The organism is Streptomyces sp. DG2A-72 (genome assembly GCF_030499575.1).
Taxonomy (GTDB): Bacteria; Actinomycetota; Actinomycetes; order Streptomycetales; family Streptomycetaceae; genus Streptomyces.
In genome coordinates this window covers 6124992-6149434 of sequence record NZ_JASTLC010000001.1, presented here as the reverse complement: position 1 = coordinate 6149434, position 24443 = coordinate 6124992, and the positions used below count along the sequence as shown (strand labels likewise).

The window sequence follows — 24443 nt, the reverse complement described above, 5'->3', positions numbered from 1 at the left end:
CAATCCCTCTCAGGGTCGTAAGTCTTGGGGTCTGAAACGGGGTCCCGGGGTCGGCGGGCCTTTGCTGATCTCTCAGAAAGGCCCGCCGGACTCCGTCAGACCTCTTCGACGCTGCTCGGCTCACGCCGGGACAGGTCGATGCCGAGCTCCTCCGCAGCGCGGAAGACATCCTCGTCTGTGTCACGCATCTCGATGGACATACCGTCGCTGGACAGCACCTCCACATTCAGGCAGAGAGACTGCATCTCCTTGATGAGCACCTTGAAGGACTCGGGGATGCCGGGCTCAGGGATGTTCTCGCCCTTGACGATGGCCTCGTAGACCTTCACGCGGCCGGTGACGTCGTCGGACTTGATGGTCAGCAGCTCCTGGAGGGCGTACGCGGCGCCATAAGCCTCCAGCGCCCACACCTCCATCTCGCCGAACCGCTGGCCACCGAACTGGGCCTTACCACCCAGCGGCTGCTGGGTGATCATCGAGTACGGACCGGTCGAACGGGCGTGCAGCTTGTCGTCGACCAGGTGGTGCAGCTTCAGGATGTACATGTAGCCGACCGAGATCGGCTCCGGGAACGGCTCACCGCTACGGCCGTCGAACAGCCGCGCCTTGCCGGACGGGAGGACCATGCGGTCGCCGTCGCGGTTCGGGATGGTGTGCTGCAGCAGACCGGCGAGCTCGTCCTCACGCGCACCGTCGAAGACGGGGGTCGCGACGTTCGTGCCCGCGTCGACCTGGTCGGCGCCGATCGCCTGGAGGCGCTGCGCCCACTCGTCGGCGAGGCCGGAGACGTCCCAGCCGCGGCTGGCGAGCCAGCCGAGGTGGATCTCCAGGACCTGTCCCGGGTTCATTCGGGACGGGACACCCAGCGGGTTGAGGATGATGTCGACCGGGGTGCCGTCCTCCAGGAACGGCATGTCCTCGATCGGCAGGATCTTGGAGATGACGCCCTTGTTGCCGTGCCGGCCGGCGAGCTTGTCACCGTCGGTGATCTTGCGCTTCTGCGCCACGTACACGCGCACCAGCTGGTTCACACCGGGGGGAAGCTCGTCGCCCTCCTCACGGTCGAAGACGCGGACGCCGATGACCTTGCCGGTCTCGCCGTGCGGCACCTTCAGCGAGGTGTCACGGACCTCACGGGCCTTCTCACCGAAGATCGCGCGCAGCAGGCGCTCCTCCGGCGTCAGCTCGGTCTCACCCTTGGGCGTGACCTTGCCGACGAGGATGTCACCGGCGATGACCTCGGCGCCGATGCGGATGATCCCGCGCTCGTCGAGGTCGGCGAGGACCTCCTCGGAGACGTTCGGGATGTCCCGGGTGATCTCCTCGGGGCCGAGCTTGGTGTCACGGGCGTCGACCTCGTGCTCCTCGATGTGGATCGAGGAGAGGACGTCGTCCTGCACGAGGCGCTGCGACAGGATGATCGCGTCCTCGTAGTTGTGACCCTCCCACGGCATGAACGCCACGAGCAGGTTCTTGCCCAGCGCCATCTCGCCCTGCTGGGTGGCCGGACCGTCGGCGAGGACCTGGCCCTCGATGATCCGGTCGCCCTCGTGGACGATGACCTTCTGGTTGACCGAGGTGCCCTGGTTGGAGCGGGCGAACTTGGCCAGGCGGTACGTGATGTACGTGCCGTCGTCGTTGGCGGTGGTGATGTAGTCCGCGGAGACCTCCTGGACGACACCCGCCTTCTCGGCCTTGACCACGTCACCGGCGTCGACGGCGGAGCGGTACTCCATGCCGGTGCCGACGAGCGGGGCCTCGGACTTGATGAGCGGCACGGCCTGACGCATCATGTTCGCGCCCATGAGGGCACGGTTGGCGTCGTCGTGCTCCAGGAACGGGATCATGGCGGTCGCGACCGACACCATCTGGCGCGGCGAGACGTCCATGTAGTCCACGTCGTCACCGGCGACGTAGTCGACCTCGCCGCCACGCCGGCGGACCAGCACACGGGCCTCGGCGAACCGGAACTCGTCGGTCAGCGGCGCGTTGGCCTGCGCGATGACGAACCGGTCCTCTTCGTCGGCGGTCAGGTAGTCGACGTCGTCGGTGACGACACCGTCGACGACCTTGCGGTACGGCGTCTCGATGAAGCCGAACGCGTTGACCCGGCCGTAGGAGGCGAGCGAGCCGATCAGACCGATGTTCGGGCCTTCAGGCGTCTCGATCGGGCACATGCGGCCGTAGTGCGACGGGTGAACGTCACGGACCTCGAAGCCGGCCCGCTCACGGGAGAGACCACCCGGGCCGAGGGCGTTCAGACGACGCTTGTGCGTCAGCCCCGACAGCGGGTTGTTCTGGTCCATGAACTGCGACAGCTGGCTGGTGCCGAAGAACTCCTTGATGGAGGCGACGACCGGCCGGATGTTGATCAGGGTCTGCGGCGTGATCGCCTCGACGTCCTGCGTGGTCATGCGCTCACGCACGACGCGCTCCATACGGGCGAGACCCGTACGGACCTGGTTCTGGATCAGTTCGCCGACGCTGCGGATACGACGGTTGCCGAAGTGGTCGATGTCGTCGGTCTCGACCATGATCGAGCGACCGGACTCACCGACCGTCTCGGTCTCACCGGCGTGCAGCTTCACCAGGTACTTGATGGTGGCGATGACGTCGTCGGTGGTGAGCACACCGGCGTCCAGCGGCTCGTCCGCGCCGAGCTTCTTGTTCACCTTGTAGCGGCCGACCTTGGCGAGGTCGTAGCGCTTCGGGTTGAAGTAGAGGTTCTCGAGCAGTGTCTGAGCGGCCTCGCGGGTGGGGGGCTCGCCCGGACGCAGCTTGCGGTAGATGTCGAGCAGTGCGTCGTCCTGGCCCTGGGTGTGGTCCTTCTCCAGGGTGGCGCGCATGGATTCGTACTCGCCGAACTCCTCCAGGATCTGCTCGGTGGTCCAGCCGAGAGCCTTCAGGAGAACGGTGACGGACTGCTTGCGCTTGCGGTCGATGCGGACACCGACCATGTCGCGCTTGTCGATCTCCATCTCCAGCCAGGCACCCCGGGACGGGATGATCTTGGCCGAGAAGATGTCCTTGTCGGACGTCTTGTCGATGGAGGAGTCGAAGTAGACACCGGGCGAGCGGACCAGCTGGGACACCACGACACGCTCGGTGCCGTTGATGACGAAGGTGCCCTTGTTCGTCATGAGCGGGAAGTCGCCCATGAAGACGGTCTGGGACTTGATCTCGCCGGTCTCGTTGTTGGTGAACTCAGCCGTGACGAAGAGCGGGGCGGCGTACGTGAAGTCGCGCTCCTTGCACTCGTCGATGCTGTTCTTCGGGGGCTCGAAACGGTGGTCGCGGAAAGTCAGCGACATCGACCCGGAAAAGTCCTCGATCGGAGAGATCTCCTCGAAGATCTCCTCCAGACCGGACTTGGTGGGGACGTCCTGACCGGACTCCAGAGCCGCCTCGACCCGACTCTGCCAGGCGGTGTTGCCGAGCAGCCAGTCGAAGCTCTCGGTCTGCAGCGCGAGCAGGTTGGGAACCTCGAGGGGCTCCTTGATCTTTGCAAAGGAGATGCGCAGCGGGGCGGTGCTGGCGCCGTTGTTCGTATTCGCGGTCGAGGCAGTGCGCGAGGCGGCCAAGAGGGGGTCCTTCCGAGGGCTCGGACTCACTACGCGCGTACCGGTCCCCCTCCTGCACACAGAGACAGGACTCCCTGATTTGGCCAAAAGGCCAGGTCAGGGACGTTCTGATCGTCGGTGCTCAAGCGAGGGCATGCCCCTGGTGACGGGCAGGAGGCAGCTAACAGGCAGCGCAAAGGGTCAGTGTAGCCACTTGGCACACTGATGTCCAGTGCGGGTTTTTCGAGACCCTCGTTGTTCTCGACACCTGCGCAAGCCCATGCCCTCAATGCACGTTGATACTGCCCTCTTCGTCGACGATCCATGCCTCGGATCCGGATCGTTGTGACGACGCGTCCTGAGAATTGCGCGCTGCGTGCGGTTCGTCAAGGCCCCCCTTGCCCAAACCGGGTGCTGCCATCGTCACTTGCAGCCGGCTTCGGAGGTGCCCGGAGACACGACGAAGATCACCATACTCCGCGCCTCCGCCGGTGCAAGGCCGCCACCACCAGGCACCGGGAACGCCGAAGAGCAACCACCCGGATGGATGATCGCTCTTCGGTGCGCTCGCGTTACAGCCCTACGGCTGTATCACCTCGCAACGGATCCTCGAGGACCCGTGAGGTGTTACTTGACCTCGACGGAGGCGCCGGCGCCCTTGAGGGACTCGGCGGCCTTCTCGGCGGCGTCCTTGGCGACCTTCTCGAGGACGGGCTTCGGGGCGCCGTCCACCAGGTCCTTGGCCTCCTTCAGGCCGAGGGAGGTCAGCTCGCGCACGACCTTGATGACCTGGATCTTCTTGTCGCCGGCGCCGGTGAGGATGACGTCGAACTCGTCCTTCTCCTCGGCGGCCTCGGCCGGGGCACCCGGGGCGCCCGGGGCCGCGACGGCAACCGCGGCGGCGGCAGCGGTGACGTCGAACTTCTCCTCGAACGCCTTCACGAACTCGGAGAGCTGGATCAGGGTCATCGACTCGAACTCGGCGAGCAGTTCTTCCTGGGTGAGAGCCACGATGGCTTTCCTTCCACTAATTCGGCTGGTGCCGTGTGTACATGTCTGGCGGGCGTACGTTCGGCCCGCTACGACCGTTGCCCAAAGGCGCGGAGCCTCAGGCGGCGGTCATTTCGCGAGCCGAATTACTCGGCACCGCCCTGCTCGTCCTGCTTGGCGCGAAGCGCGTCCACGGTGCGGACGAGCTTCGACGGGAGCGCCTGGAAGACCTGAGCAGCCTGCGTCTGCTTGCCCTTCAGGGCGCCCGCCAGCTTGGCGAGCAGAACCTCGCGGGACTCGAGGTCCGCAAGCTTCTTGATCTCGTCGGCGGACAGCACCTTGCCGTCAAGGACACCGCCCTTGATGACGAGGTTCGGGTTGTCCTTGGAGAAGTCACGAAGACCCTTCGCCGACTCCACCGGGTCACCGGTGACGAAGGCGACCGCCGTCGGACCGTTGAACAGGTCGTCGAGCGTCGTGATCCCGGCCTCGTTGGCCGCAATCTTGGTCAGCGTGTTCTTCACCACGGCGTACTGGGCGTTCTCACCGAGCGAACGGCGCAGCGTCTTGAGCTGCGCCACGGTGAGACCCCGGTACTCGGTCAGCACAGCGGCGTTCGAGCTGCGGAACTGCTCCGTCAGCTCGGCTACCGCGGCAGCCTTGTCGGGCCTTGCCATAGAGCGTCGGCCTCCTTCCGGGTGATGAGGACCGCTCGGAAGGGGCTGGGGTAGACGAAACGCCCCGGCGCAGGCGCACGGGGCGTAGCTCGACCGGAATTCCCATGAGACACGGGCACTCCAGGAGCACTTCCACAGTCACCTGCGCGGGTCGTCCGCGGTTTTCAGCGGATCCTTCGGCCACCGCACCCTCTCGCGAGCGCACGGCAACGACCAGCGGTCTTTGGCTTCTGTAGGAGAGTACGTGACCGGATCGCCGACAAGCAAATCCGGTCGTACGGTGCTCAGGGCGTCCGGTTCGTACGAGGCTCAGGCCTTCTCGAGTTCCTTCATCATCTCGCCGAGGTCCATGGTGTCCTTGGCGGGCGGGGCCTGGACGGTGACCGGCTCGTTGAGGTCGGAGATGGTGACGGTCATGTCGAGAGTGCCCTTGTCGGCGTCGCCACGCATGCGGAACTGCTTGGTGTGGTCCTCACCGTCGACCCACATGTCCATGGTGAGCTTGTCGACGCCCATGTCCTCGTACTGTTCGAGGCTCTTCTCGCGCCGTTCGCGAGTCTTCTTGTCCTCGTCCTTGAGGCTGTCCCGCATGTCGTCGAGGGTGATCGTGCCCTTGTAGTGGGTGGTCTTCACCCCGTCGATCGTCTCGGTGCCGACCTCGGTGACGTCGTCGGCGCCGGTGAGGAAGGCGGATTCGGCGGCCGGGTTCCGCTCGACCTGGGCGACACCGGCCGTGTCGGCGCCCAGCCGATGCTCGCCGCCACCCAACTCGGAGGCGTCGAGCTTCATCCAGTTCTTGCCGTCCATCTGCTTGGCGGTCGCCTCGCCGCCGATGTACAGCGCCTTGCCGATGATGCGCATCTCGACCGCGCCCTTGATCTCGGGGTCGTCGGGCATCCGTATCCTCATGCTCATCGCCATCGGCTCCATGCGCATCGCGGCCTCGGCCTCGACCCGGCCATCGCCCGGTACCTCGCCGCGCATCCGATAGCTCAGGGAGGTGATCTCCTCCGTCTTCTCGGCGGCCTTGGCGACAGCGGCCACCGGCGTCATGTCCGGCGATTGCTCGGTGCCACAGCCGACGGCACCCCCCGCGAGCAGCAGCGCGGCAAGTCCGGTGCCCGTCGCCCGGCGTCGTACGGAACGGCGTACAGCAGTCTTCATCGATTCCCCCCAAGGAACACACGGCCGATTCACAGGCTCGCGAGCGTATCCCAACGGGCTTGAGGGGGCCGCTGAATTCCCTGGGGTTCAGGAGGCGCTGCCGCCCTGTTTCTTCAGTAGTTCCCTGAAGTCCTCGGTGTCGGAGGCCGGCGGCTCGGCGGCGGTGACCTGAACGCCGTAGTCGCTGTAGTACGCGGTCTGGGTGAGGTGGCCGGTCGCCAGTCGGCCCTGCTCGGTCTTCTTGATCAGCAGGTCCTGGTCGTCGACCCAGATGTCGACGGTCTGGGTGGTGACGCCTGCCTGCTGCAGCAGCTCCTTCAACTCGGCGTCGGCGAGGTCGCCCACGGCGACCGTGCCGGAGTAGTGCGTGGTGTGTTTGCCGCGCACCTTCTCCTCGCCGATCTTGTGTACGTCCGCGGAGGCGAGCAGAAGCTTCACCGACTGGTTGGGAGCGGCGCTGCGCATCTGGTCCGCGAAGTTCGCGGCCGCGCCGCCGCCGAGGTCGTCCAGATCGTCGTAGGCGTACCGGATCCAGTGCTTGCCGCCGGTCTGCTCGGCGAACGTGTCGCCCATCCGGGCGTAGTAGGCATCGGGGAGATAGCGGGCCTCCATCGATGTGACGCCGAGGTCGCGCATGGTCTCGGCCGTGGTGCCGCCGGTGTAGGTGATGGTCAGGGTGCCGGTGAGGCCGTCGCCCCAGCCGAGGGCGCCGTCGGCTTCGAGGGACAGTTCAGTGCCCATGACGGTGGTGGACTCCACCTTGGCCGAGTCGGCGCCGTCGGTGGAGCGTTCCACGGAGCGCAGGGCGGCGAGGAGGGCGCGGGGCGGCTTGCGCCGGTCCCCGTCGTCCTCGTCGGGGCCGTCGGAGGAGGTGCAGCCGGCCGCTGCCGTCAGCGCGATCGTGAGGGCCAGGCAGTGTGCCGTAGTCCTCTTCATGCGTTCCACCCCCGTGCGTTGCCCTGCTCGCACGCTAACCCAGCGGAGCGCGAAAAGGGGACGGGCCCCGCACCTCGGAAGGTGTGGGGCCCGTCGCCGGACGTCAGCGAGCCGGTGGGGCTCAGACCGCGGCCGGGTCCTCCTCGACGAGGAGGTTGCGGGTGCGGTTCGGGTCGACCGGGATGCCGGGGCCCATCGTGGTGGTGATGGCGGCCTTCTTGATGTAGCGACCCTTGGCGGCGGACGGCTTCAGACGGAGGATCTCCTCCAGCGCGGCGCCGTAGTTCTCCACCAGCTTGGTGTCGTCGAAGGACGACTTGCCGATGATGAAGTGCAGGTTCGAGTGCTTGTCGACGCGGAACTCGATCTTGCCGCCCTTGATCTCGGTCACGGCCTTGGCCACGTCCGGGGTCACGGTGCCGGTCTTCGGGTTCGGCATCAGACCACGCGGGCCGAGGACACGGCCGAGGCGGCCGACCTTGCCCATGAGGTCCGGGGTGGCGACGACGGCGTCGAAGTCCAGACGGCCCTTCGACACCTCGTCGATCAGTTCGTCGGCGCCGACGATGTCGGCGCCCGCGGCACGCGCGGCCTCGGCACGGTCGCCGGTCGCGAAGACCAGGACCCGGGCGGTCTTACCGGTGCCGTGCGGGAGGTTCACGGTGCCACGGACCATCTGGTCGGCCTTGCGCGGGTCGACACCCAGACGGAAGGCGACCTCGACGGTGCCGTCGAACTTGGTCGTGGAGGTCTCCTTGGCGAGACGGACGGCCTCGAGCGGGGCGTAGAGCTTCTCCCGGTCGATCTTGGCGTCCGCAGCGCGGAGAGACTTGCTGCGCTTGCTCACTACTGCTCCTGGGGATTCTTAGGAGTCGTGGTCCGGGCCGAGCAGGCCCCGCCACTTCTGCTGCTGGAGGTTGGGGTTCAGCCCTCGACCGTGATGCCCATGGAACGGGCGGTACCGGCGATGATCTTCGCGGCGGCGTCGATGTCGTTGGCGTTGAGGTCGGGCATCTTCGTGGTGGCGATCTCGCGGACCTGCGCCTCGGTGATCTTGGCGACCTTGGTCTTGTGCGGCTCGCCGGAGCCCTTCTCCACGCCCGCGGCCTTGAGGATCATCTTGGCGGCCGGCGGCGTCTTGGTCACGAAGGTGAAGGAGCGGTCCTCGTAGACCGTGATCTCCACCGGGATGACCCAGCCACGCTGCGACTCGGTCGCGGCGTTGTAGGCCTTGCAGAACTCCATGATGTTCACGCCGTGCTGACCCAGCGCGGGGCCGACCGGCGGCGCCGGGTTGGCGGCACCGGCCTGGATCTGGAGCTTGATGAGCCCCGTGACCTTCTTCTTCTTGGGAGGCATTGCTCTCTCCGGGTCCTAGTGAGAGGTGATCGCCTGCCACCCGATCATCCGGATGGAGGCATACCGCACAACGATAACGGGTATCCCTGCGCGGCCAAAAACCGAGCAGGTCAGACCGGCTTCAGCAGCCTGTCTGACCTGTTCGGAAGGCGTACGTCCAGAAGGTGCTAGTTCTTCTGGATCTGGTCGAAGGACAGCTCGACCGGCGTCTCCCGGCCGAAGATCTCCACGAGGCCCTTGACCTTCTTCGAGTCGGCGTTGATCTCGTTGATGGTGGCCTGCAGCGTGGCGAACGGGCCGTCGGTGACGGTGACCGAGTCGCCGACCTCGAAGTCCAGCACCTGGACCTCGACCTTGCGCTGCGGGGCGGGCTTGCCCTCGGCCTCGGCGGCCTCGCGGGCGGCCTTCTCCTCGGCCTCGGGGGCGAGCATCTTGACGATCTCGTCCAGGGTCAGCGGGTACGGGTCGTAGGCGTTGCCCACGAAGCCGGTGACGCCGGGGGTGTTGCGGACGACGCCCCAGGACTCGTTCGTCAGGTCCATGCGGACGAGGACGTAGCCCGGGAGCTTGTTCTGCTTGATCGTCTTGCGGTCGCCGTTCTTGATCTGGACGACCTCTTCCTGCGGCACCTCTGCCTGGAAGATGTAGTCCTCGACGTTCAGCGAGACGGCGCGCTGCTCCAGGTTGGTCTTCACGCGGTTCTCGTAGCCGGCGTAGGTGTGGATGACGTACCACTCGCCGGGCAGCGTGCGCAGTTCCTCGCGCAGGGCGGCGACGGGGTCGACCGGCTCGGCCGGCTCCTCTTCCTCGGTCGCCTCTTCCTCGCTCGCCTCGGCCTCGTCCGTCTCGTCCTCGACGTGCACGGCGGCTTCCTCGGCGGGCTCACCCTCGGCGGTGTCGGCAGCCTCGACCTCGTCCAGGTCGTCGTCGGCACCCTCGACGATCTCGAGCTCGTCTTCCACGGACTCGACCGGCTCGATGGCGTCGTTCACGTTCGGGTCAGACACGGTGGCTGCTTCTTCCTGGATACATGGGGTGGAACGCGCGAATAGGGGCGCCGGGTACGGCGCCCTTCGCTTTCGGCTCAGCCGAAGACGTACTTGGCGGCCTTGTCTAGTCCGAAGTCAATCACAGTCACCAGACCGATCATGATGACGACGAAGATGATCACGACGGTCGTGTACGTCGTCAGCTGGTTGCGCGAGGGCCAGACGACCTTGCGGAGTTCCGCGACGATCTGGCGGTAGAAGAGCGCGAGCCGCTTCAGCGGGCCCTTCTTTGCGCGCTTGCCGCCCTTGCGGCCCTGCTTCGGCGTCTCGTCCTGGGCATCAGGCGTGTCGATGGAGCCCACGGCGTCCGTCATTCGTCCTCACCTGATTCCGGGTCGTGGCCGTGCCGCGCCCGGTCTGAGCCGCACGGCGCATTGCTGCTGTACGTACATGCGCACACATCCTGGCGAAGGTGTGTGTAGCAGGGCCGGAGGGACTTGAACCCCCAACCGCTGGTTTTGGAGACCAGTGCTCTACCAATTGAGCTACGACCCTTTGGTTCTCCCCAAACGTACCGCATCCGCCCGGATGCTCGGTGTGCACCGGGTGAGCGCGGCCCGTATGAGGCCAACGAGGTGAGAGTGTACGTGTTCTGCGGCCGGGCGTCGAACAGAAAGTGCCCGTAGGGGCTTTGTAAGTGACGGCATGGCCGAAGATCACCCTGGCCGCGGGCCGGTTCCGGACGCTTGTTCAGCGAGCGGCCCGGTGTTGTTCAGTCCGTGAAACCCGCGTGCCGGGCAGGTTTCCGGTCTGAAACGATGGGGCCCATGAGCGCTGCAACCCCTCCCACCGAGCGCCGGGTCTCCGCCCGAGTCGGCGCGATCTCCGAGTCCGCCACCCTCGCCGTGGACGCCAAGGCCAAGGCCCTCAAGGCCGCCGGGCGTCCGGTGATCGGCTTCGGCGCGGGCGAGCCCGACTTCCCGACCCCGGACTACATCGTCGAGGCCGCGATCGAGGCCTGCAAGAACCCGAAGTACCACCGCTACACGCCCGCGGGTGGCCTCCCCGAGCTGAAGGCCGCGATCGCCGCGAAGACGCTGCGCGACTCCGGCTACGAGGTCGACCCGTCGCAGATCCTGGTCACCAACGGCGGCAAGCAGGCGATCTACGAGGCCTTCGCCGCGATCCTCGACCCGGGTGACGAGGTCATCGTCCCGGCGCCGTACTGGACGACGTACCCGGAGTCGATCCGGCTGGCCGGCGGTGTGCCGGTGGACGTCGTCGCGGACGAGACGACCGGCTACCGGGTGAGCGTGGAGCAGCTGGAGGCGGCGCGCACGGAGAAGACGAAGGTCGTGCTCTTCGTCTCCCCGTCGAACCCGACCGGCGCGGTCTACAGCGAGCAGGACACCGAGGCGATCGGCCGCTGGGCCGCGGAGCACGGCCTGTGGGTGATGACGGACGAGATCTACGAGCACCTGGTGTACGGCGACGCGGCGTCCGTGTCGCTGCCCGCGCTGCTGCCCGAGCTGCGCGACAAGTGCATCGTGGTCAACGGGGTGGCCAAGACGTACGCCATGACGGGCTGGCGGGTGGGCTGGATCATCGGCCCGAAGGACGTGGTGAAGGCGGCGACGAACCTCCAGTCGCACGCCACGTCGAACGTGTCGAACGTCGCCCAGGTGGCGGCGCTGGCCGCGGTCTCCGGCGACCTGGACGCGGTCGCGAAGATGCGCGAGGCCTTCGACCGGCGCCGCAGGACGATCGTGCGGATGCTCAACGAGATCGACGGCGTGGTGTGCCCGGAGCCGGAGGGCGCCTTCTACGCGTACCCGTCGGTGAAGGGTCTGCTCGGCAAGGAGATCCGCGGCAAGCGCCCGCAGGACTCGGTCGAGCTGGCCGCGCTGATCCTGGAGGAGGCCGAGGTCGCGGTCGTACCCGGCGAGGCCTTCGGCACTCCGGGGTATCTGCGGCTGTCGTATGCCCTGGGTGACGAGGATCTCGTCGAGGGTGTCTCGCGGATCCAGAAGCTGCTGGCGGAGGCCAGGGACTGACGTGCACGGCGCACAAGCGGGCCTCCGGCTGGTCTTCCGGGGGCCCGCTTGTGCGTTCAGGCACGCGCCCGTTCGGTGAACTCGCTGCCTGTCCAGGATTTTCTACGGCAGGATCCTGGGGTGACTCCGCCCCTTCGGTGCTTCCCACTTGGCTGACGCCCAGCGGCGGACAAGCCCTGCCCGGCACCTTGCGGCACGGAGCGGAGCCCAGCGCACACGGAGAGTTGATGGAGACCGTTCGAGACATCCAGGGGCTGCCGAAAGCCCATCTGCACCTGCATTTCACCGGCTCGATGCGGCCCACCACCCTGCTGGAGCTGGCCGACAAGTACGGCGTGCGGCTGCCCGACGCGCTGACCGATGCGCTGACGAGCGGGGAGCCGCCGAGACTGCGGGCGACGGACGAGCGGGGCTGGTTCCGCTTCCAGCGGCTGTACGACTCGGCGCGCTCGTGTCTGCGGCAGCCCGAGGACATCCAGCGGCTGGTGCGGGAGGCCGCGGAGGAGGACATCAAGGACGGCTCGGGGTGGCTGGAGATCCAGGTCGACCCGACGTCGTACGCCCCTCGGCTGGGCGGTCTGATTCCGGCGCTGGAGGTCATCCTGGACGCGGTGGAGTCGGCGATGCGGGAGACCGGGCTCGGGATGCGGGTGCTGGTCGCCGCGAACCGGATGAAGCATCCGCTGGATGCCCGCACGCTGGCCCGGCTGGCGGTGCGGTACGCGGAGCGGGGTGTGGTCGGCTTCGGGTTGTCGAACGACGAACGGCGGGGCATGGCGCGGGACTTCGACCGCGCGTTCCACATCGCGCGCGAGGGCGGCCTGCTGTCGGCCCCGCACGGCGGTGAGCTGGCCGGCCCGGCGTCGGTGCGTGACTGCCTGGACGACCTGCACGCGAACCGGATCGGGCACGGTGTACGGGCGGCGGAGGATCCGCGGCTGCTGAAGCGGCTGGCCGACCGGGGGGTGACCTGCGAGGTGTGCCCGGCGTCGAATGTGGCCCTCGGCGTCTACGAGGAACCGGAGGACATCCCGCTGCGGACACTGTTCGAGGCGGGCGTCCCGATGGCGCTGGGCGCCGACGACCCGCTGCTCTTCGGCTCCCGGCTGGCCGCCCAGTACGAGCTGGCCCGCCGCCACCACGCCTTCACGGACGCCGAGTTGGCGGAGCTGGCCCGCCAGTCGGTACGGGCTTCCGCGGCGCCGGAGGATGTGCGGCGCAAGCTGCTGTCGGGCGTGGACGACTGGCTGGCAGCGTAGCTCACGCGGTGACGCCGGCCAGGAGCGTGCGGGCGAGCCTCCGGGCGAAGGTGTCCAGGGGCGGCCGTACGCCTTCCGGTGTCGCGTCGTAGGCGAACGCGCGCTGGGCGCAGGCGCCGAGGAGCAGGGACGCCGCGGCGAAGGTGTCGGCGTCGGCGCGGACGCGGCCCGCGTCCTGCTCGGCGCGGAGGTAGGCGTCCAGGCCCTCGATGGGCTTGTGCGGTCCCATGCCCATCTGCCGCATCGCGTCGTCGTGCCGTCGCTTCAACTGGGTCTCGGCGTACAGCGAGGCGGCGATCGGGAAGCTCTGCTCGTAGAAGAGGGCGGCCTGGCGGGCGATCTCGGTGAGGTTCTCCTCCAGCGTGTGCCGGCCCGGTTCGGCGGCGAGGCTGGTCAGCAGGGGGCCAAGGCGAGGCAGCCGCTCGGCGAGGACGCGGATGAACAGGTCCTCCTTGCTCGCGAAGTGCTTGTAGAGCGCGGCTTCCGAGCAGTCGGCCGCCTTGGCGATCTCCTTGGTGGTGGCGCGGGCCAGGCCGACGGTGAGCATCAGTTCGTGGGCGGCGTCGAGGATGCGGACGCGGGCGGGTTTCTGCACGGATTCCACGAGGGCGGACCTTACCGGGCTTGACGGGTGGGTGAGTACTTACCCACCCTGGAGTCAGGCAGGGTGAGTGAACACTCACCCACCCGGATTGCGGAGATGGGAGAACCACCCATGAACCTCACGGTTTTCGGTGCCACCGGCGGCATCGGGCAGGAGATCGTCCGGCAGGCGCTGACCGCCGGGCACCAGGTGACGGCGGTCGTACGGGATCCCGCTCGGCTTCCGGTGACGGGCACGGGCCTGGAGGTGTTCCGGGCGGACGTGACGGACCCGGAAGCGCTGCGCCCCGCGGTGACCGGCCGGGACGCGGTCCTTTCGGGCCTCGGCGCACGCAGCCGTAAGGACGCCGGTGTCGCCGCCCGCCTCACGCGCACGGTGCTGCGGGCCATGGAGGCGGAGGGCACGCGGCGCCTGCTGGTGGTGAGCGCGGCTCCGCTCGGGCCGGCCCCGGAGCGGGACAGCCCCCTCGACCGCGCCGTACGCGGTCTGGTCTCCGCGATCCTCAAGGACGTCTACGACGACCTCAGGGAGATGGAGGCGGAGCTCGCCCGCAGCGCGGTCGACTGGACCTCGGTGCGCCCGCCCCGGCTTCAGGACAAGCCGCTCACCGGCAGGTACCGCACGGTCGTCGGCGGCACTCCGGCCAAGGGCCGCTTCATCGGCCGCGCGGACGTGGCTCACGCGATGCTGGCGATGGCGGACGAGCCGGGCACGGTGAAGCAGGGTGTGGGTGTCGCGTACTGACCCCCACGTCGCCTACTGATCCTTACAAGGTCGCGCCCACGGTCACCGGCTCATTGACCAGCGTGATCCCGAAGGTCTCGCGAACACCGGCGACGACCTCACGGGCGAGCGCCAGCAGGTCCTCGGTGGTCGCCTCGCCGCGGTTGGTGAGGGCGAGGGTGTGCTTGGTGGAGATGCGGGCCGGGCCGGTGCCGTAGCCCTTGGTGAAGCCGGCCTTGTCGATCAGCCAGGCGGCGGAGGTTTTGGTGTGGCCGTCGCCTGCGGGATAGGCGGGCGGCTCCACGCCCTCGCCGAGCCGGGCGTGCACGCGCGCGTGGAACTCGGCGAACTCCGCGTCGGTGAGGATCGGGTTGGTGAAGAAGGAGCCGGCCGACCAGGTGTCGTGGTCCTCGGGGTCCAGGATCATGCCCTTGCCGGTGCGGAGCTTGAGTACGGTCTCGCGGGCGGCGGTGAGGGGCACGCGGTCGCCGGGGTCGACGCCGAGCGCGCGGGCCGTCTCGGCGTACGTGAGGGGGGCGGAGAGGCCGTCGGCGTCCTCCAGTTGGAAGCGGACGCGTAGGACGACGTAGCGCTCGAGGTCGGCCTTGAAGCGGCTGTGGCGGTACGAGAAGGCGCAGTCGGTGTTGTGGAGGGTGACCGTCTCGCGGGTCGTTCGGTCGTAGGCGACGACCTCGGTGATCGTCGAGGAGACCTCCTGGCCGTACGCGCCGACGTTCTGGATCGGGGTCGCGCCTGCCGAGCCGGGGATGCCGGCCAGGCACTCGATGCCGGCGAGCCCGGCCTCCACGGTGCGGGCGACGGCGTCCGTCCATACCTCGCCGGCGGCCAGTTCGAGCGTGGTGCCGGTGAGTTCGACGCCTTGTGTGGCGATGCGCAGGGCCGTGCCGTCGAAGCCCTTGTCGCCGATGACCAGGTTCGAGCCGCCGCCGATGAGCAGCAGGGGCGTTCCGTTGTCGTCGGCTTCCCGTACGACGGCGACCACCTCGGCGTCGGTCGTCGCGGTGACCAGGCGGGTGGCGGGGCCGCCCAGCCGGAAGGTGGTCAGGGGGGCCAGGGGGGCGTCGTGGAGTTCCTGCACGGGCTCAAGAGTACGAGACGGTGAGTGGGGGCTTCGGTGGCGATGCCTCCCGGCGGGGGTGCGGGTGTGTGGGGGTGCGCGTAGCGCCTTCGGGTTGTGGTGGGTCGGGGACGCGGTGGGGGTGTCCGTCCTCGGAACGTCGCGGCTCGGTCGCTCACAGAGGTGCCCGTGTTGACGCGACAACCGCTGCGGGCGGACACCCCCACCGCGTCCCCTTCCCGCCGTGGGCGACCGCGGGGCCGCGGTGGTGCGGTCCGCCTACGGCCCCACCCGGTGGGTGGGACCGTCCGTCTCCTTGTCAGGCTGCGGCCGGTTCCAGGACCGGCTCCTCGGTCTTTGTCGGCTGCTGGGGGTGCGTGGAGCGCCTTGCCGGGATCAGTAGGGCTGCGATTCCGGCCAGGGCTACCACTGCGGAGCCGGTGAACAGGGCGGGGCGCAGGCCGTCTACGAAGGTCTGTCCTGTCTCGTAGCCGCCCTGGGCGGAGAAGATCGAGGCCATGATGGCGATGCCGAGCGCGCCGCCGACCTCGCGCAGGGCGTTGTTGGCGCCGGAGGCCATGCCCTGCTCGCTGTGGCGGACGCTGGACATGACCAGGTTGGCGGCGGGGGCGAAGTAGAGGGCCATTCCGATGCCGCTGATGATCAGGCCGGGCAGTTGGATGGAGTAGGAGGCGTCCGCTGTGACCACGGAGGCCAGGTAGCCGAGGCCGATCGCCTGGAGGAAGAGGCCGGTGGCTACGACGGGGCGGCCGCCGATGCGGTCGGAGAGGATGCCGGCGATGGGCGCGACGAGCATCGGCATGCCGGTCCAGGGCAGCATGCGCAGGCCCGCCTCGGTGGGCGAGTAGCCGAGCACTCCCTGCATGTACTGGCTGAGCAGGAAGATCGAGCCGAACATGCCCAGGAACATCAGCAGACTCGCGGCGTTGATCCCGGAGAACGCCCGGGAGCGGAACAGCCGCATCGGGAGCATGGGGTTCTTGGCGCGGGCGCTGTAGAGGATGAAGCCGACGAGCAGCGCCGATCCGCCGAAAAGGCCGGTCAGGACGAGGGGGGCGGTCCAGCCGTCGGCGGGGCCGCGGACCAGGCCGTAGACGATCCCGAAGAGGCCGCCGCTGGCGAGCAGGGTGCCGGGGGCGTCGAGCGGGGAGCCGGTGCCGTGGGACTCGGCGAGGCGGAGGCGGGCGAGCGGCAGCAGGGCCAGGCCCAGCGGGACGTTCAGCCAGAAGATCCACTGCCAGGAGATGTGCTCGGTGAGACTGCCGCCGATCAGCGGTCCGGAGGCGACGGCGAGTCCGTTGACGGCGCCCCAGATGCCGTACGCCATTCCGCGCTTCGCGGCGGGAACTGCCGCTGTGAGCAGGGTGAGCGTCAGAGGCATCATGATCGCGGCGCCTACGCCCTGGACCGCGCGGGCGGCGATGAGGCTGTCGATGCCGGGTGCGACGGCCGCGGCTGCGGACGCGCCGGTGAAGATCGTGAGGCCGATGATGAGAAGCCGGCGGCGGCCGAAGCGGTCGCCGAGTGCCGCGCCGAACATCAGCAGCACGGCGAAGGTGAGCGTATAGGCGCTCACGGTCCATTCCAGGTCGTCCAGCGCTCCGCCGAGATCCTTGCGGATCGAGGGCAGCGCGGTGGTGACGACGAGGTTGTCCAGGGAGGCCATGAATCCGGCGACGCTGGTGATGACGAGGGCCCAGACGGCCTCTCCACGGCGTGCGGTCTGCTGTGACATCTCTCCCCCAGAGGGTGATCACTTTCCGTGGTTAGTAATTGATAACTAACTTTTGCGGTCATGAAAAGACTCTTGGGCAGTCCTTCCTTGCCTCAGTACTCGAGTCGGCCCTTGGCGTGCGCGGAGGAATAGATCCCCTCCCACACCCGGTGCTCGGGCGGGAAACCCATGGCCACCAGGCAGTTGACGAGCATCCCGTACGCCATGAAGGTCGTCGTCTCACTGACGTCGGCCCCCAGCGGCAGATGAACGGTGTCCCACAGGCGCATCCAGCCGTCCCGCACCGCAGTGCCGAACTCGCGGTCACCCTCCTTCTCGGCGGCCCCCACGGCGACGTACATCTGCATCTGCATCAACAGCCGCTCGGGGTGCTCCGCGATGACCTTGGTGTACGCGTTCGCCATGGCATGCACGGCCTCTTCGCCGTGCAGGCCCTCAGCAGCCTGCTCGAAGGTGCGAATGGTGTCCTCGACACAACGCTCGGCCACCGCCAGGAAGATCGCCTTCTTGCCCGGGAAGAGCCGGAAGAGATACGGCTGCGAGACGCCGACCCGCTTGGCGATCGCCTCGGTCGACGTGCCGTGATAGCCGCCACGGGCGAACTCGTTCGTCGCCGCACGGATGACGCTCTCGCGCCTCTCTTCTGCGCTCATCCTGACCATGCGAGTAAGTTAGTGCTCAATCACTAACTGAGTCAAGAGCCGGTATGGGTAAGGGGCGCCCGCAATGGCGGGCGCCCCTTACCGAAGACCATGACTCAGGCCAGCCGGACGACCGCCCGTGACATCCCCAGCACCTTCTGCCCGGCGCTCGTGACCGTCAGGTCGACGCGGACCGTGTTGTCGTCGAGCTTGGCCGCTACCTTGCCGGCGACCTCGATCGTGGCGCCCTGGTCGTCGTTCGGGACGACGACGGGCCGGGTGAAGCGGACGCCGTACTCGACGACCGCGGCCGGGTCGCCGGTCCAGTCGGTGACCACGCGGATCGCCTCGGCCATGGTGAACATGCCGTGCGCGATGACGTCCGGCAGCCCGACCTCCTTGGCGAACTTCTCGTTCCAGTGGATCGGGTTGAAGTCCCCGGAGGCGCCCGCGTACCGAACGAGGGTGGCGCGGGTCACGGGAAAGGACTGGGCCGGCAGCTCGGTGCCGACCTCCACGTCCTCGTACGAGATCTTCGCGGTCACCCTCAGTCCTCCTCTGCGGCGCGCGCCACGAGCTTGGTCCAGGCGGTGACGACGTGCTCGCCCGCCTCGTCGTGGACCTCGCCGCGGATGTCCAGGATGTCGTTGCCCGCCATGGACTTGATCGCCTCGATGGTGGACGTGACCGTGAGCCGGTCGCCGGCGCGCACCGGGCGGACGTAGGAGAACTTCTGGTCGCCGTGCACCACCCGGCTGTAGTCCAGGCCCAGTTGGGGGTCGGCGGTCACCTGTCCCGCGGCCTTGAAGGTGATCGAGAAGACGAAGGTCGGCGGGGCGATCACATCGGCGTGACCGAGCGCCTTGGCGGCCTCCGGGTCCGTGTACGCCGGGTTGGTGTCCCCCACGGCCTCCGCGAACTCGCGGATCTTCTCCCGGCCCACCTCATAGGGGTCGGTGGGCGGATAGGTCCGCCCCACGAAGGACTGGTCGAGCGCCATGGGCTCGGCACCTCCTGATAGTTCAGCTGGTCCTGCTGCAGCCGATGCTGGCGTTGCTGCCGTCCGAGCGGTTACCGGTCGGTTCCGGCCGGTGGAACGACGCGAGGCCGCCCCCGATGTGGGGACGGCCTCGTCGTACGAGCCTGATTTATCGCGTCTCGCGGTGCGCGGTGTGCGCGTTGCAACGCGGGCAGTGCTTCTTCATCTCAAGACGGTCCGGGTTGTTACGCCGGTTCTTCTTGGTGATGTAGTTCCGCTCCTTGCACTCCACGCAGGCCAGCGTGATCTTCGGGCGGACGTCGGTGGCAGCCACGTGAGTGCTCCTTGACGAACAATAGGACGATTAACGCATAAAAGAGTAGCCGATCGAAGGACCGACCCCACAATCGGCTACTGTCAGTAGCGGTGACCGGACTTGAACCGGTGACACAGCGATTATGAGCCGCTTGCTCTACCGACTGAGCTACACCGCTGTGATGTGATCGGTTCCCGCCTCGCGGCGAGAACCTCCCACACCGGAGCCCCAATACGGAATCGAACCGTAGACCTTCTCCTTACCATGGAGACGCTCTACCGACTGAGCTATTGGGGCGAGCGATGAAGACATTACACGCTCGGCCGCCGTTCACCCAAATCCGTTTCGCGGCACCCGTCCCGTCCCGAACGCGGGTCCGCCACGCGCGCGTGAAGCGTCCCCGCGCGCCTCTCCTGTTCGGCGAACCACGCCGGTACGACTATTGCGCTCCTGCGCGTCGTGCGCTGATCGCCACCCTAGGCTCGACTCACTCTGTGTGATCTTGCGTCCTCCGCGCAGTCCCCGAGCCACTGGAGCGCGATGCCCGACAGCCAGCCGCAGCCGCCCCCTTCGTCGTCGTCCGCTTCGGGCTCGTCGGATTCAGCGGGCTCATCCGGGCAGACCGAATCGGCCTCCCTGCTGCTGTGCGGGGCGCGCCTCACCGACGGCCGGACCGTGGACGTACGGCTGGGCGGCGAGCGAATCGAGGCGGTCGGTACCGCCGGGAGCCTGACGGCGGAGGGTTCGCCCGGCCCGGGCGCGCGTGTGGACCTCGGCGGCTATCTGCTGCTGCCTGCCCCGGCCGAGCCGCACGCCCACGCCGACACCGCGCTGTCGGCGGACGAGGGCGGTCCGGTCTCGTACGACCCCCAGGACGTCCAGCGCCGGGCGACCGAGGCCGCGCTGCTGCAGCTCGGGCACGGGGCGACCGCGCTGCGCGCGCACGTGCGCGTGGGTGACGTGCAGGGGCTGGGCGCGCTGGGCGCCGTGCTGCAGGCCCGCCGTTCGCTGCGCGGGCTCACCGAGTTGATGACGGTGGCCATGCCCCGTGTGCTGACCGGCCGTGCGGGGGCGGACGGGCTCGCGATACTGCGGGACGCGGCGAAGATGGGCGCCTCCGTGGTGGGCGGCTGCCCGGATCTGGACCCCGATCCGACGGGCTACGTCGAGGCCGTCCTGGAGGTCGCCTCCGAGCACGGCTGCCCCGTCGACCTGCACACGGACGCCACCGACCCGGCCCGTCTGGCCCGCCTCGCGACCATGGCCGGCGGGCTGCGCCCCGGGGTCACGCTCGGCCCGTGCGGGGGCCTCGGCAGGCTGCCCTCCGAGGTGGCCTCCCGTACCGCCGACCAGCTCGCCGCGGCCGGAGTGACGGTGGCGTGCCTGCCCCAGGGCGGCTGCGGGGGCGTGGACCGCCGGGGCACCGCTCCGGTACGGCTGCTGCGCTCGGCCGGCGTACGGGTGGCCGCGGGCAGCGGCTCGCTCCGTGACGTCTCCAACCCGGTCGGCCGCGGCAACCCGCTGGAGGCCGCGTATCTGCTCGCCTCTCGCTACGGGCTGCGGCCTGAGGACGCCTACGACGCGGTGAGCACGACCGCTCGTGAGGTGCTCGGCCTGCCCGAGGTCCGTGTGGAGGCGGGATTCCCGGCCGAGCTGCTCGCGGTGCGGGGCGACGGGCTGGCGGCGGCGCTGTCGCTGGCGTACAGCCGGATCGTGGTGCACCGGGGGCGCGTGGTGGCACGGACGAGCGCGGTACGGGAGTACTGCAACTCGACGGTGGCGGTGGAGCTGGGGTTGCCTCGGCAGGGGCGCGGAGAGTTGTCGTGAGGGTTGGGGTGGTGGGGGTGGGGCGCGCGGGCCGGGTCGGGATCGAGGCGTGCGCGGGTGTTGCGTGCGCCCTGTTGTGGAGCGCGTGACCGTGTTGCGAGCGCTGTGGGATGCGGAGCGCGGGGCATTGGTGGGCGCCCGGCGCACGATCCTGGGAGTGCGCGCCGTGGGGCGTGGCTGAAGTCGTGCGGCGGGGGCGACCGTCCGGGCGTACGGTCGGAAGCATGCGCATTGTCATCGCTGGGGGTCATGGTCAGATCGCGCTGCGGCTTGAGCGGCTGCTCGCCGCGCGCGGAGACGAGGTGGCGGGGATCATCCGCCATGCCGAACAGGGCGACGATCTGAGGGAGGCCGGCGCCGAACCGATCCTGCTGGATCTGGAGTCGGCCTCGGTCGAGGAGGCCGCGGCACATCTGCAGGGCGCGGACGCGGCGGTCTTCGCGGCCGGCGCGGGCCCGGGCAGCGGTGCGGCCCGCAAGGACACGGTGGACCGGGACGCGGCGATCCTGTTCGCGGACGCGGCGGTCCGGGCGGGCGTACGGCGCCATGTGGTCGTGTCGTCGATGGGCGCGAACCCGGCACATGAAGGGAGCGAGGTCTTCGACGTGTATCTGCGCGCGAAGGGCGAGGCCGACGCGCACGTCCAGAGCCTCGACGCCCTCGACTGGACGATCCTGCGCCCCGGCATGCTCACGAACGACGCCGGTACCGGTCTCGTACGCCTGGAGGCCCACACGGGCCGCGGCGCGATCCCGCGCGACGATGTGGCCGCCGTACTGGCGGAACTCGTGGACACCCCGGCGACGGCAGGCCTGACCCTGGAGTTGGTCAGCGGGTCGGCGCCGGTGGCGGTCGCGGTGAAGTCGGTGGCGGGCAACTGAGGGGGCGACTGCGGGGTCGGAGCGGACCCGCGCCCCTCAGAAGAGCGGCAGCTGCCCGGGAAACTCGGGGACGACGTACCCGTCCAACGACGGCTGGGCCGCCCCGAGTTCCGCGAATCTGCGTGAGCCGGAGCAGGACACCAGCTCCCCACTCTCCCGCGCCCCCGGCGGATCGTGCCGCGCGAACCTCCCCGCAACGACGGCGATCTCACGCCGGCATTCGGGACAGCGTCTGCGAGCAGTGGACATGGGGCCAGTGTGCCCCGGGAGAGGGTCTCCTCACGTGTGGCGGCGCCAGGATTCGAACCGGGAAGGCGAAGCAAGCACGGTTCACGCGCCGGTGGTTCCCGGCAGAAGTCGGCATGCTTCGGCGCCGGTTTCCGCTGCATGCCCCTGATCTGACAGACCGCCAGAAAACCGGATCGGCAATGTCGGTAGCCGCTGTTAGCCTCCTGCCGCTCGGCTGTCCGACGACCGAGCGTTCATTCAGGGGAGGGGTACTCATCCATGTCAGGGAGATTCAGGAAGCGAAGACTGCTGTTGGGCAGTTGCCTCGCGGCGGTCTTGGGGGCGGCCGCACCGGGCACCGTGTACGCGGCGGAGAAGGAGAACCTGCCGCCCGTCGTCCAGGACCCGCAGACCGGGTTCAAGGACTGCGCGACAGGTGACACGCCGGACTACGTCGGAAATCCTCCGGTCCTCACAGCCCGGCTGACCGATCCGGTCGAGGACGACCGCGTCGGATACCCGGAACAGCTCACTGCCGAGTTCGAGATCTGGTGGTCGGACGCGAACGGCGCCGAGCACCGCCGCTCCTTCACCACCAGCCCTGCCTACCCGGACCGGATCCACCGCATCAACGTCCCGTCCGACATTCCGGCCGACACGGTCATCTCCTGGCACGTCCGCGCCAACGACGGCACGGTGAACTCCGCCTGGAGTTCCGAGACATCCAGCGCCGCATGTCGGTTCGTCTACGACGACCAAAGCCCGGCAGCGCCAGTTGTGAGCTCGCCGGAGTACCCCGCGGAGACGTGGTGGGTCGGCGGCGTCGGCGTCTACGGCAGCTTCACCATGGACTCCCCCTCACCGGACGTCGTCGAGTACCAGTACAGCTTCATCGGCGGCCCGCACGGCACCGTCCGCCCGTCCGAGACCGGCGGACCGGCCACGATCCGCTTCGTCCCGCTGAGCAACGCCCCGCAGAGGCTCAGCGTCCAGGCTCGCGACCGCTCCGGCCGGATGAGCGGGCGCACCGATTACACGTTCTTTCCGAAGGCGGCGAGCGCGCCGGTCTCGCGCTGGAAGCTGGCCGACGTGGCCGGCTCCACCACGGCAGCCGCCGAGACGGGCCAGGCAGCCCGGGCGGGACGCGGCGTGGTCTTCGGCGGCTCCGTGCCCTCAGGCACCCCGCTCACCTCCACGGCCACCCTCGACGGCAGCGGGCACGGCTTCCTCACCACGGACGCTCCGGCCGTCGACAGCGGCAAGACCTTTGCCGTGGGCGCCTGGGTGCGCCCGGCGGAGACTGGCCGTGCAATGACCGTACTGAGCCAGGACACCGCGTCCGGCACGGCCTACGCCCTCGGTCTGGAGGCCCCCGAGAACGCGACCGCAGACTGGACCTTCACTCTCGGCGGCGCCAAGGTGACCGGCGGCACTCCGGAAGCCGGTGAGTGGGCCTATGTGCTCGGCGTCTACGACACCGAGACCGGGCACGCCCAGCTCTTCGTCAACGGCCACGAGGTCGGCACCAAGGTCAAGGCTGCGCCGGTCACGGCGGACGGCGCGTTCCAGATCGGCCGGATCCGCGGCAAGAACGGCTACCGGCAGCGCTGGCACGGCGATATCGGCGACGTCCGCGCGTACGACCGTCTCGTCGTCCCGCAGGAAGTGACCGAGCTCGCGCACCGCAAGCCGAAGCTGCTCGGCCACTGGTCGTTCAGCACGGCCGCCGACGGCATCACGCCCGAGAAGAACGGCGGTTCGCCGCTGCGGCTCGGGACGGGCGCGTCGATCAACCGAGGTCCGGACAACTCCTGCCTCCCCGACATCGACCCCGACTGCCCTTGGAAGCCGTACCCGCTGGTCGGCGAGGGGAGCCTGGTACTGGACGGCGAGAACGGCCACGCGGTCCTCGACGCCCCCGCGGTGGACACCGGTGACAGCTTCACGCTAGGAGTCGTCGCCAGTATTCAGGACGCCGACGCCACCCGGCCGATGACAGTGCTCTCGCAGGCCGGTGAGCACACCGAGGCGTTCAAGCTCCGCTACGACCCGTCGACGTACGCCTGGCAGCTGATCATGCCGGAGCGGGACGAGGCGGGCGCGCCGGAGACGGTCGTCTCGCAGGTCACGATGCCGAGCGGCAGCAGCGGCCAGGGCACGCGGCTGGCCATCGTCTATGACGACGCGACCGACACGGTCAAGCTCTACGCCGACGGCCACACGAACGCCGGGGCCACCGCCCAGCTCCGCAACGGCTGGACGAGCACCGGCCCGCTCCAAGTGGGGCGTGCCCGCACAGCCGACGGCTGGGGCGAGTACTTGAAGGGCGACGTCGACGAGGTCCAGGCGTTCGCGGGCGCTCTGCGTGACGACGACATCATCGGCCTGGGCCACGAGACCGAGCCCTGCCTGTGCCGCTGAC

At 68.8% G+C, this 24443-nt stretch carries 23 protein-coding genes and 3 tRNA genes; 6 read left to right on the top strand and 20 right to left on the bottom strand.

What is annotated here, in order from left to right:
• Positions 1 to 95 precede the first annotated feature (95 nt).
• From rpoB to QQY66_RS29345, 10 genes are all read right to left on the bottom strand, one after another.
• Complete coding sequence (gene rpoB, locus QQY66_RS29390) at positions 96 to 3581, bottom strand: DNA-directed RNA polymerase subunit beta (RefSeq protein ID WP_301983276.1); 3486 nt, start codon at positions 3579 to 3581, stop codon at positions 96 to 98.
• Between the two features lie 606 nt (positions 3582 to 4187).
• Entirely contained in the window at positions 4188 to 4529 is a 342-nt protein-coding gene (rplL, locus tag QQY66_RS29385; protein ID WP_301987535.1) for a 50S ribosomal protein L7/L12, read from the bottom strand.
• A gap of 167 nt (positions 4530 to 4696) precedes the next feature.
• Positions 4697 to 5227, bottom strand: a complete 531-nt coding sequence (rplJ, locus tag QQY66_RS29380; RefSeq protein ID WP_301983275.1) for a 50S ribosomal protein L10 — start codon at positions 5225 to 5227, stop codon at positions 4697 to 4699.
• Between the two features lie 309 nt (positions 5228 to 5536).
• Positions 5537 to 6391, bottom strand: coding sequence for a DUF1396 domain-containing protein (locus QQY66_RS29375; RefSeq protein ID WP_301983274.1), 855 nt, complete (start codon positions 6389 to 6391; stop codon positions 5537 to 5539).
• An 87-nt stretch (positions 6392 to 6478) separates the two neighbouring features.
• Positions 6479 to 7327: a hypothetical protein gene (locus tag QQY66_RS29370; RefSeq protein ID WP_301983273.1), complete on the bottom strand. Its 849-nt coding sequence runs from the start codon at positions 7325 to 7327 to the stop codon at positions 6479 to 6481.
• A 121-nt stretch (positions 7328 to 7448) separates the two neighbouring features.
• Positions 7449 to 8174, bottom strand: coding sequence for a 50S ribosomal protein L1 (gene rplA / locus QQY66_RS29365; protein WP_301983272.1), 726 nt, complete (start codon positions 8172 to 8174; stop codon positions 7449 to 7451).
• A 77-nt stretch (positions 8175 to 8251) separates the two neighbouring features.
• Positions 8252 to 8686, bottom strand: coding sequence for a 50S ribosomal protein L11 (rplK, locus tag QQY66_RS29360; protein WP_155058660.1), 435 nt, complete (start codon positions 8684 to 8686; stop codon positions 8252 to 8254).
• Positions 8687 to 8853: 167 nt separating this feature from the next.
• Positions 8854 to 9693: a transcription termination/antitermination protein NusG gene (gene nusG, locus QQY66_RS29355; protein WP_301983271.1), complete on the bottom strand. Its 840-nt coding sequence runs from the start codon at positions 9691 to 9693 to the stop codon at positions 8854 to 8856.
• Between the two features lie 77 nt (positions 9694 to 9770).
• Positions 9771 to 10049, bottom strand: coding sequence for a preprotein translocase subunit SecE (gene secE / locus QQY66_RS29350; protein WP_301983270.1), 279 nt, complete (start codon positions 10047 to 10049; stop codon positions 9771 to 9773).
• Between the two features lie 108 nt (positions 10050 to 10157).
• Positions 10158 to 10230, bottom strand: a tRNA-Trp gene (locus QQY66_RS29345).
• Between the two features lie 272 nt (positions 10231 to 10502).
• Between QQY66_RS29345 and QQY66_RS29340 the strand changes: the two genes are divergently transcribed.
• Together QQY66_RS29340 and QQY66_RS29335 are read left to right on the top strand one after the other, a co-directional pair.
• Positions 10503 to 11729 (top strand): pyridoxal phosphate-dependent aminotransferase, encoded by a 1227-nt coding sequence (locus tag QQY66_RS29340; RefSeq protein ID WP_301983269.1) that lies wholly within the window; start codon positions 10503 to 10505, stop codon positions 11727 to 11729.
• 227 nt (positions 11730 to 11956) lie between these two features.
• Complete coding sequence (locus QQY66_RS29335) at positions 11957 to 12988, top strand: adenosine deaminase (protein ID WP_301983268.1); 1032 nt, start codon at positions 11957 to 11959, stop codon at positions 12986 to 12988.
• 1 nt (position 12989) lies between these two features.
• Here QQY66_RS29335 and QQY66_RS29330 read toward each other — a convergent pair whose 3' ends face one another.
• Positions 12990 to 13592, bottom strand: coding sequence for a TetR/AcrR family transcriptional regulator (locus QQY66_RS29330; RefSeq protein WP_301983267.1), 603 nt, complete (start codon positions 13590 to 13592; stop codon positions 12990 to 12992).
• Positions 13593 to 13703: 111 nt separating this feature from the next.
• Here QQY66_RS29330 and QQY66_RS29325 point away from each other — a divergent pair, with 111 nt between their 5' ends.
• Positions 13704 to 14336: an NAD(P)-dependent oxidoreductase gene (locus QQY66_RS29325; protein ID WP_301983266.1), complete on the top strand. Its 633-nt coding sequence runs from the start codon at positions 13704 to 13706 to the stop codon at positions 14334 to 14336.
• Positions 14337 to 14358: 22 nt separating this feature from the next.
• Here QQY66_RS29325 and QQY66_RS29320 read toward each other — a convergent pair whose 3' ends face one another.
• The 8 genes from QQY66_RS29320 to QQY66_RS29285 all read right to left on the bottom strand — a co-directional run bounded on the left by QQY66_RS29320 (position 14359) and on the right by QQY66_RS29285 (position 19382).
• Positions 14359 to 15414 carry a UDP-N-acetylmuramate dehydrogenase gene (locus tag QQY66_RS29320; RefSeq protein ID WP_301983265.1) on the bottom strand — a complete coding sequence of 352 codons (1056 nt, stop codon included), beginning with the start codon at positions 15412 to 15414 and terminating at the stop codon, positions 14359 to 14361.
• A gap of 298 nt (positions 15415 to 15712) precedes the next feature.
• Entirely contained in the window at positions 15713 to 17149 is a 1437-nt protein-coding gene (locus QQY66_RS29315) for an MFS transporter (RefSeq protein WP_301983263.1), read from the bottom strand.
• Between the two features lie 92 nt (positions 17150 to 17241).
• Positions 17242 to 17811, bottom strand: a complete 570-nt coding sequence (locus tag QQY66_RS29310) for a TetR/AcrR family transcriptional regulator (RefSeq protein WP_301983262.1) — start codon at positions 17809 to 17811, stop codon at positions 17242 to 17244.
• Positions 17812 to 17906: 95 nt separating this feature from the next.
• Positions 17907 to 18335 (bottom strand): MaoC family dehydratase, encoded by a 429-nt coding sequence (locus QQY66_RS29305; protein WP_301983261.1) that lies wholly within the window; start codon positions 18333 to 18335, stop codon positions 17907 to 17909.
• 2 nt (positions 18336 to 18337) lie between these two features.
• On the bottom strand, positions 18338 to 18790 hold the full coding sequence (locus tag QQY66_RS29300) for a MaoC family dehydratase N-terminal domain-containing protein (protein ID WP_301983260.1): 453 nt from the start codon (positions 18788 to 18790) through the stop codon (positions 18338 to 18340).
• A 148-nt stretch (positions 18791 to 18938) separates the two neighbouring features.
• A complete protein-coding gene (gene rpmG / locus QQY66_RS29295; protein WP_003948671.1) occupies positions 18939 to 19103 on the bottom strand; it encodes a 50S ribosomal protein L33 in 165 nt (54 codons plus the stop codon).
• 87 nt (positions 19104 to 19190) lie between these two features.
• A tRNA-Met gene (locus QQY66_RS29290) sits at positions 19191 to 19263 on the bottom strand.
• Positions 19264 to 19309: 46 nt separating this feature from the next.
• A tRNA-Thr gene (locus tag QQY66_RS29285) sits at positions 19310 to 19382 on the bottom strand.
• 243 nt (positions 19383 to 19625) lie between these two features.
• On the opposite strand from QQY66_RS29285, the gene QQY66_RS29280 reads away from it, so the two are divergent.
• Entirely contained in the window at positions 19626 to 20912 is a 1287-nt protein-coding gene (locus QQY66_RS29280; RefSeq protein WP_301983259.1) for an amidohydrolase family protein, read from the top strand.
• A gap of 224 nt (positions 20913 to 21136) precedes the next feature.
• Positions 21137 to 21793: an SDR family oxidoreductase gene (locus tag QQY66_RS29275; protein ID WP_301983258.1), complete on the top strand. Its 657-nt coding sequence runs from the start codon at positions 21137 to 21139 to the stop codon at positions 21791 to 21793.
• A gap of 36 nt (positions 21794 to 21829) precedes the next feature.
• Here the strand turns inward: QQY66_RS29275 and QQY66_RS29270 are convergent, their stop codons facing one another.
• Positions 21830 to 22042: a hypothetical protein gene (locus QQY66_RS29270; RefSeq protein WP_301983257.1), complete on the bottom strand. Its 213-nt coding sequence runs from the start codon at positions 22040 to 22042 to the stop codon at positions 21830 to 21832.
• Between the two features lie 258 nt (positions 22043 to 22300).
• On the opposite strand from QQY66_RS29270, the gene QQY66_RS29265 reads away from it, so the two are divergent.
• The gene (locus QQY66_RS29265) at positions 22301 to 24442 is read left to right on the top strand and encodes a LamG domain-containing protein (protein WP_301983256.1); all 2142 of its coding nucleotides are present in this window, start codon (positions 22301 to 22303) and stop codon (positions 24440 to 24442) included.
• Position 24443: the final 1 nt, after the last annotated feature.

Bases quoted from the DNA above. Each gene is read 5' to 3' on its own strand.
- rplK (WP_155058660.1), bottom strand. From the start codon at position 8,686: ATGCCTCCCAAGAAGAAGAAGGTCACGGGGCTCATCAAGCTCCAGATC.
- QQY66_RS29275 (WP_301983258.1), top strand. From the start codon at position 21,137: ATGCGCATTGTCATCGCTGGGGGTCATGGTCAGATCGCGCTGCGGCTT.
- QQY66_RS29300 (WP_301983260.1), bottom strand. From the start codon at position 18,790: ATGGCGCTCGACCAGTCCTTCGTGGGGCGGACCTATCCGCCCACCGAC.
- rplJ (WP_301983275.1), bottom strand. From the start codon at position 5,227: ATGGCAAGGCCCGACAAGGCTGCCGCGGTAGCCGAGCTGACGGAGCAG.
- QQY66_RS29270 (WP_301983257.1), bottom strand. From the start codon at position 22,042: ATGTCCACTGCTCGCAGACGCTGTCCCGAATGCCGGCGTGAGATCGCC.
- QQY66_RS29335 (WP_301983268.1), top strand. From the start codon at position 11,957: ATGGAGACCGTTCGAGACATCCAGGGGCTGCCGAAAGCCCATCTGCAC.
- secE (WP_301983270.1), bottom strand. From the start codon at position 10,049: ATGACGGACGCCGTGGGCTCCATCGACACGCCTGATGCCCAGGACGAG.
- QQY66_RS29280 (WP_301983259.1), top strand. From the start codon at position 19,626: ATGCCCGACAGCCAGCCGCAGCCGCCCCCTTCGTCGTCGTCCGCTTCG.
- QQY66_RS29340 (WP_301983269.1), top strand. From the start codon at position 10,503: ATGAGCGCTGCAACCCCTCCCACCGAGCGCCGGGTCTCCGCCCGAGTC.
- QQY66_RS29265 (WP_301983256.1), top strand. From the start codon at position 22,301: ATGTCAGGGAGATTCAGGAAGCGAAGACTGCTGTTGGGCAGTTGCCTC.
- rplL (WP_301987535.1), bottom strand. From the start codon at position 4,529: ATGACCCTGATCCAGCTCTCCGAGTTCGTGAAGGCGTTCGAGGAGAAG.
- QQY66_RS29310 (WP_301983262.1), bottom strand. From the start codon at position 17,811: ATGGTCAGGATGAGCGCAGAAGAGAGGCGCGAGAGCGTCATCCGTGCG.
- QQY66_RS29325 (WP_301983266.1), top strand. From the start codon at position 13,704: ATGAACCTCACGGTTTTCGGTGCCACCGGCGGCATCGGGCAGGAGATC.
- QQY66_RS29375 (WP_301983274.1), bottom strand. From the start codon at position 6,391: ATGAAGACTGCTGTACGCCGTTCCGTACGACGCCGGGCGACGGGCACC.
- QQY66_RS29315 (WP_301983263.1), bottom strand. From the start codon at position 17,149: ATGTCACAGCAGACCGCACGCCGTGGAGAGGCCGTCTGGGCCCTCGTC.
- QQY66_RS29370 (WP_301983273.1), bottom strand. From the start codon at position 7,327: ATGAAGAGGACTACGGCACACTGCCTGGCCCTCACGATCGCGCTGACG.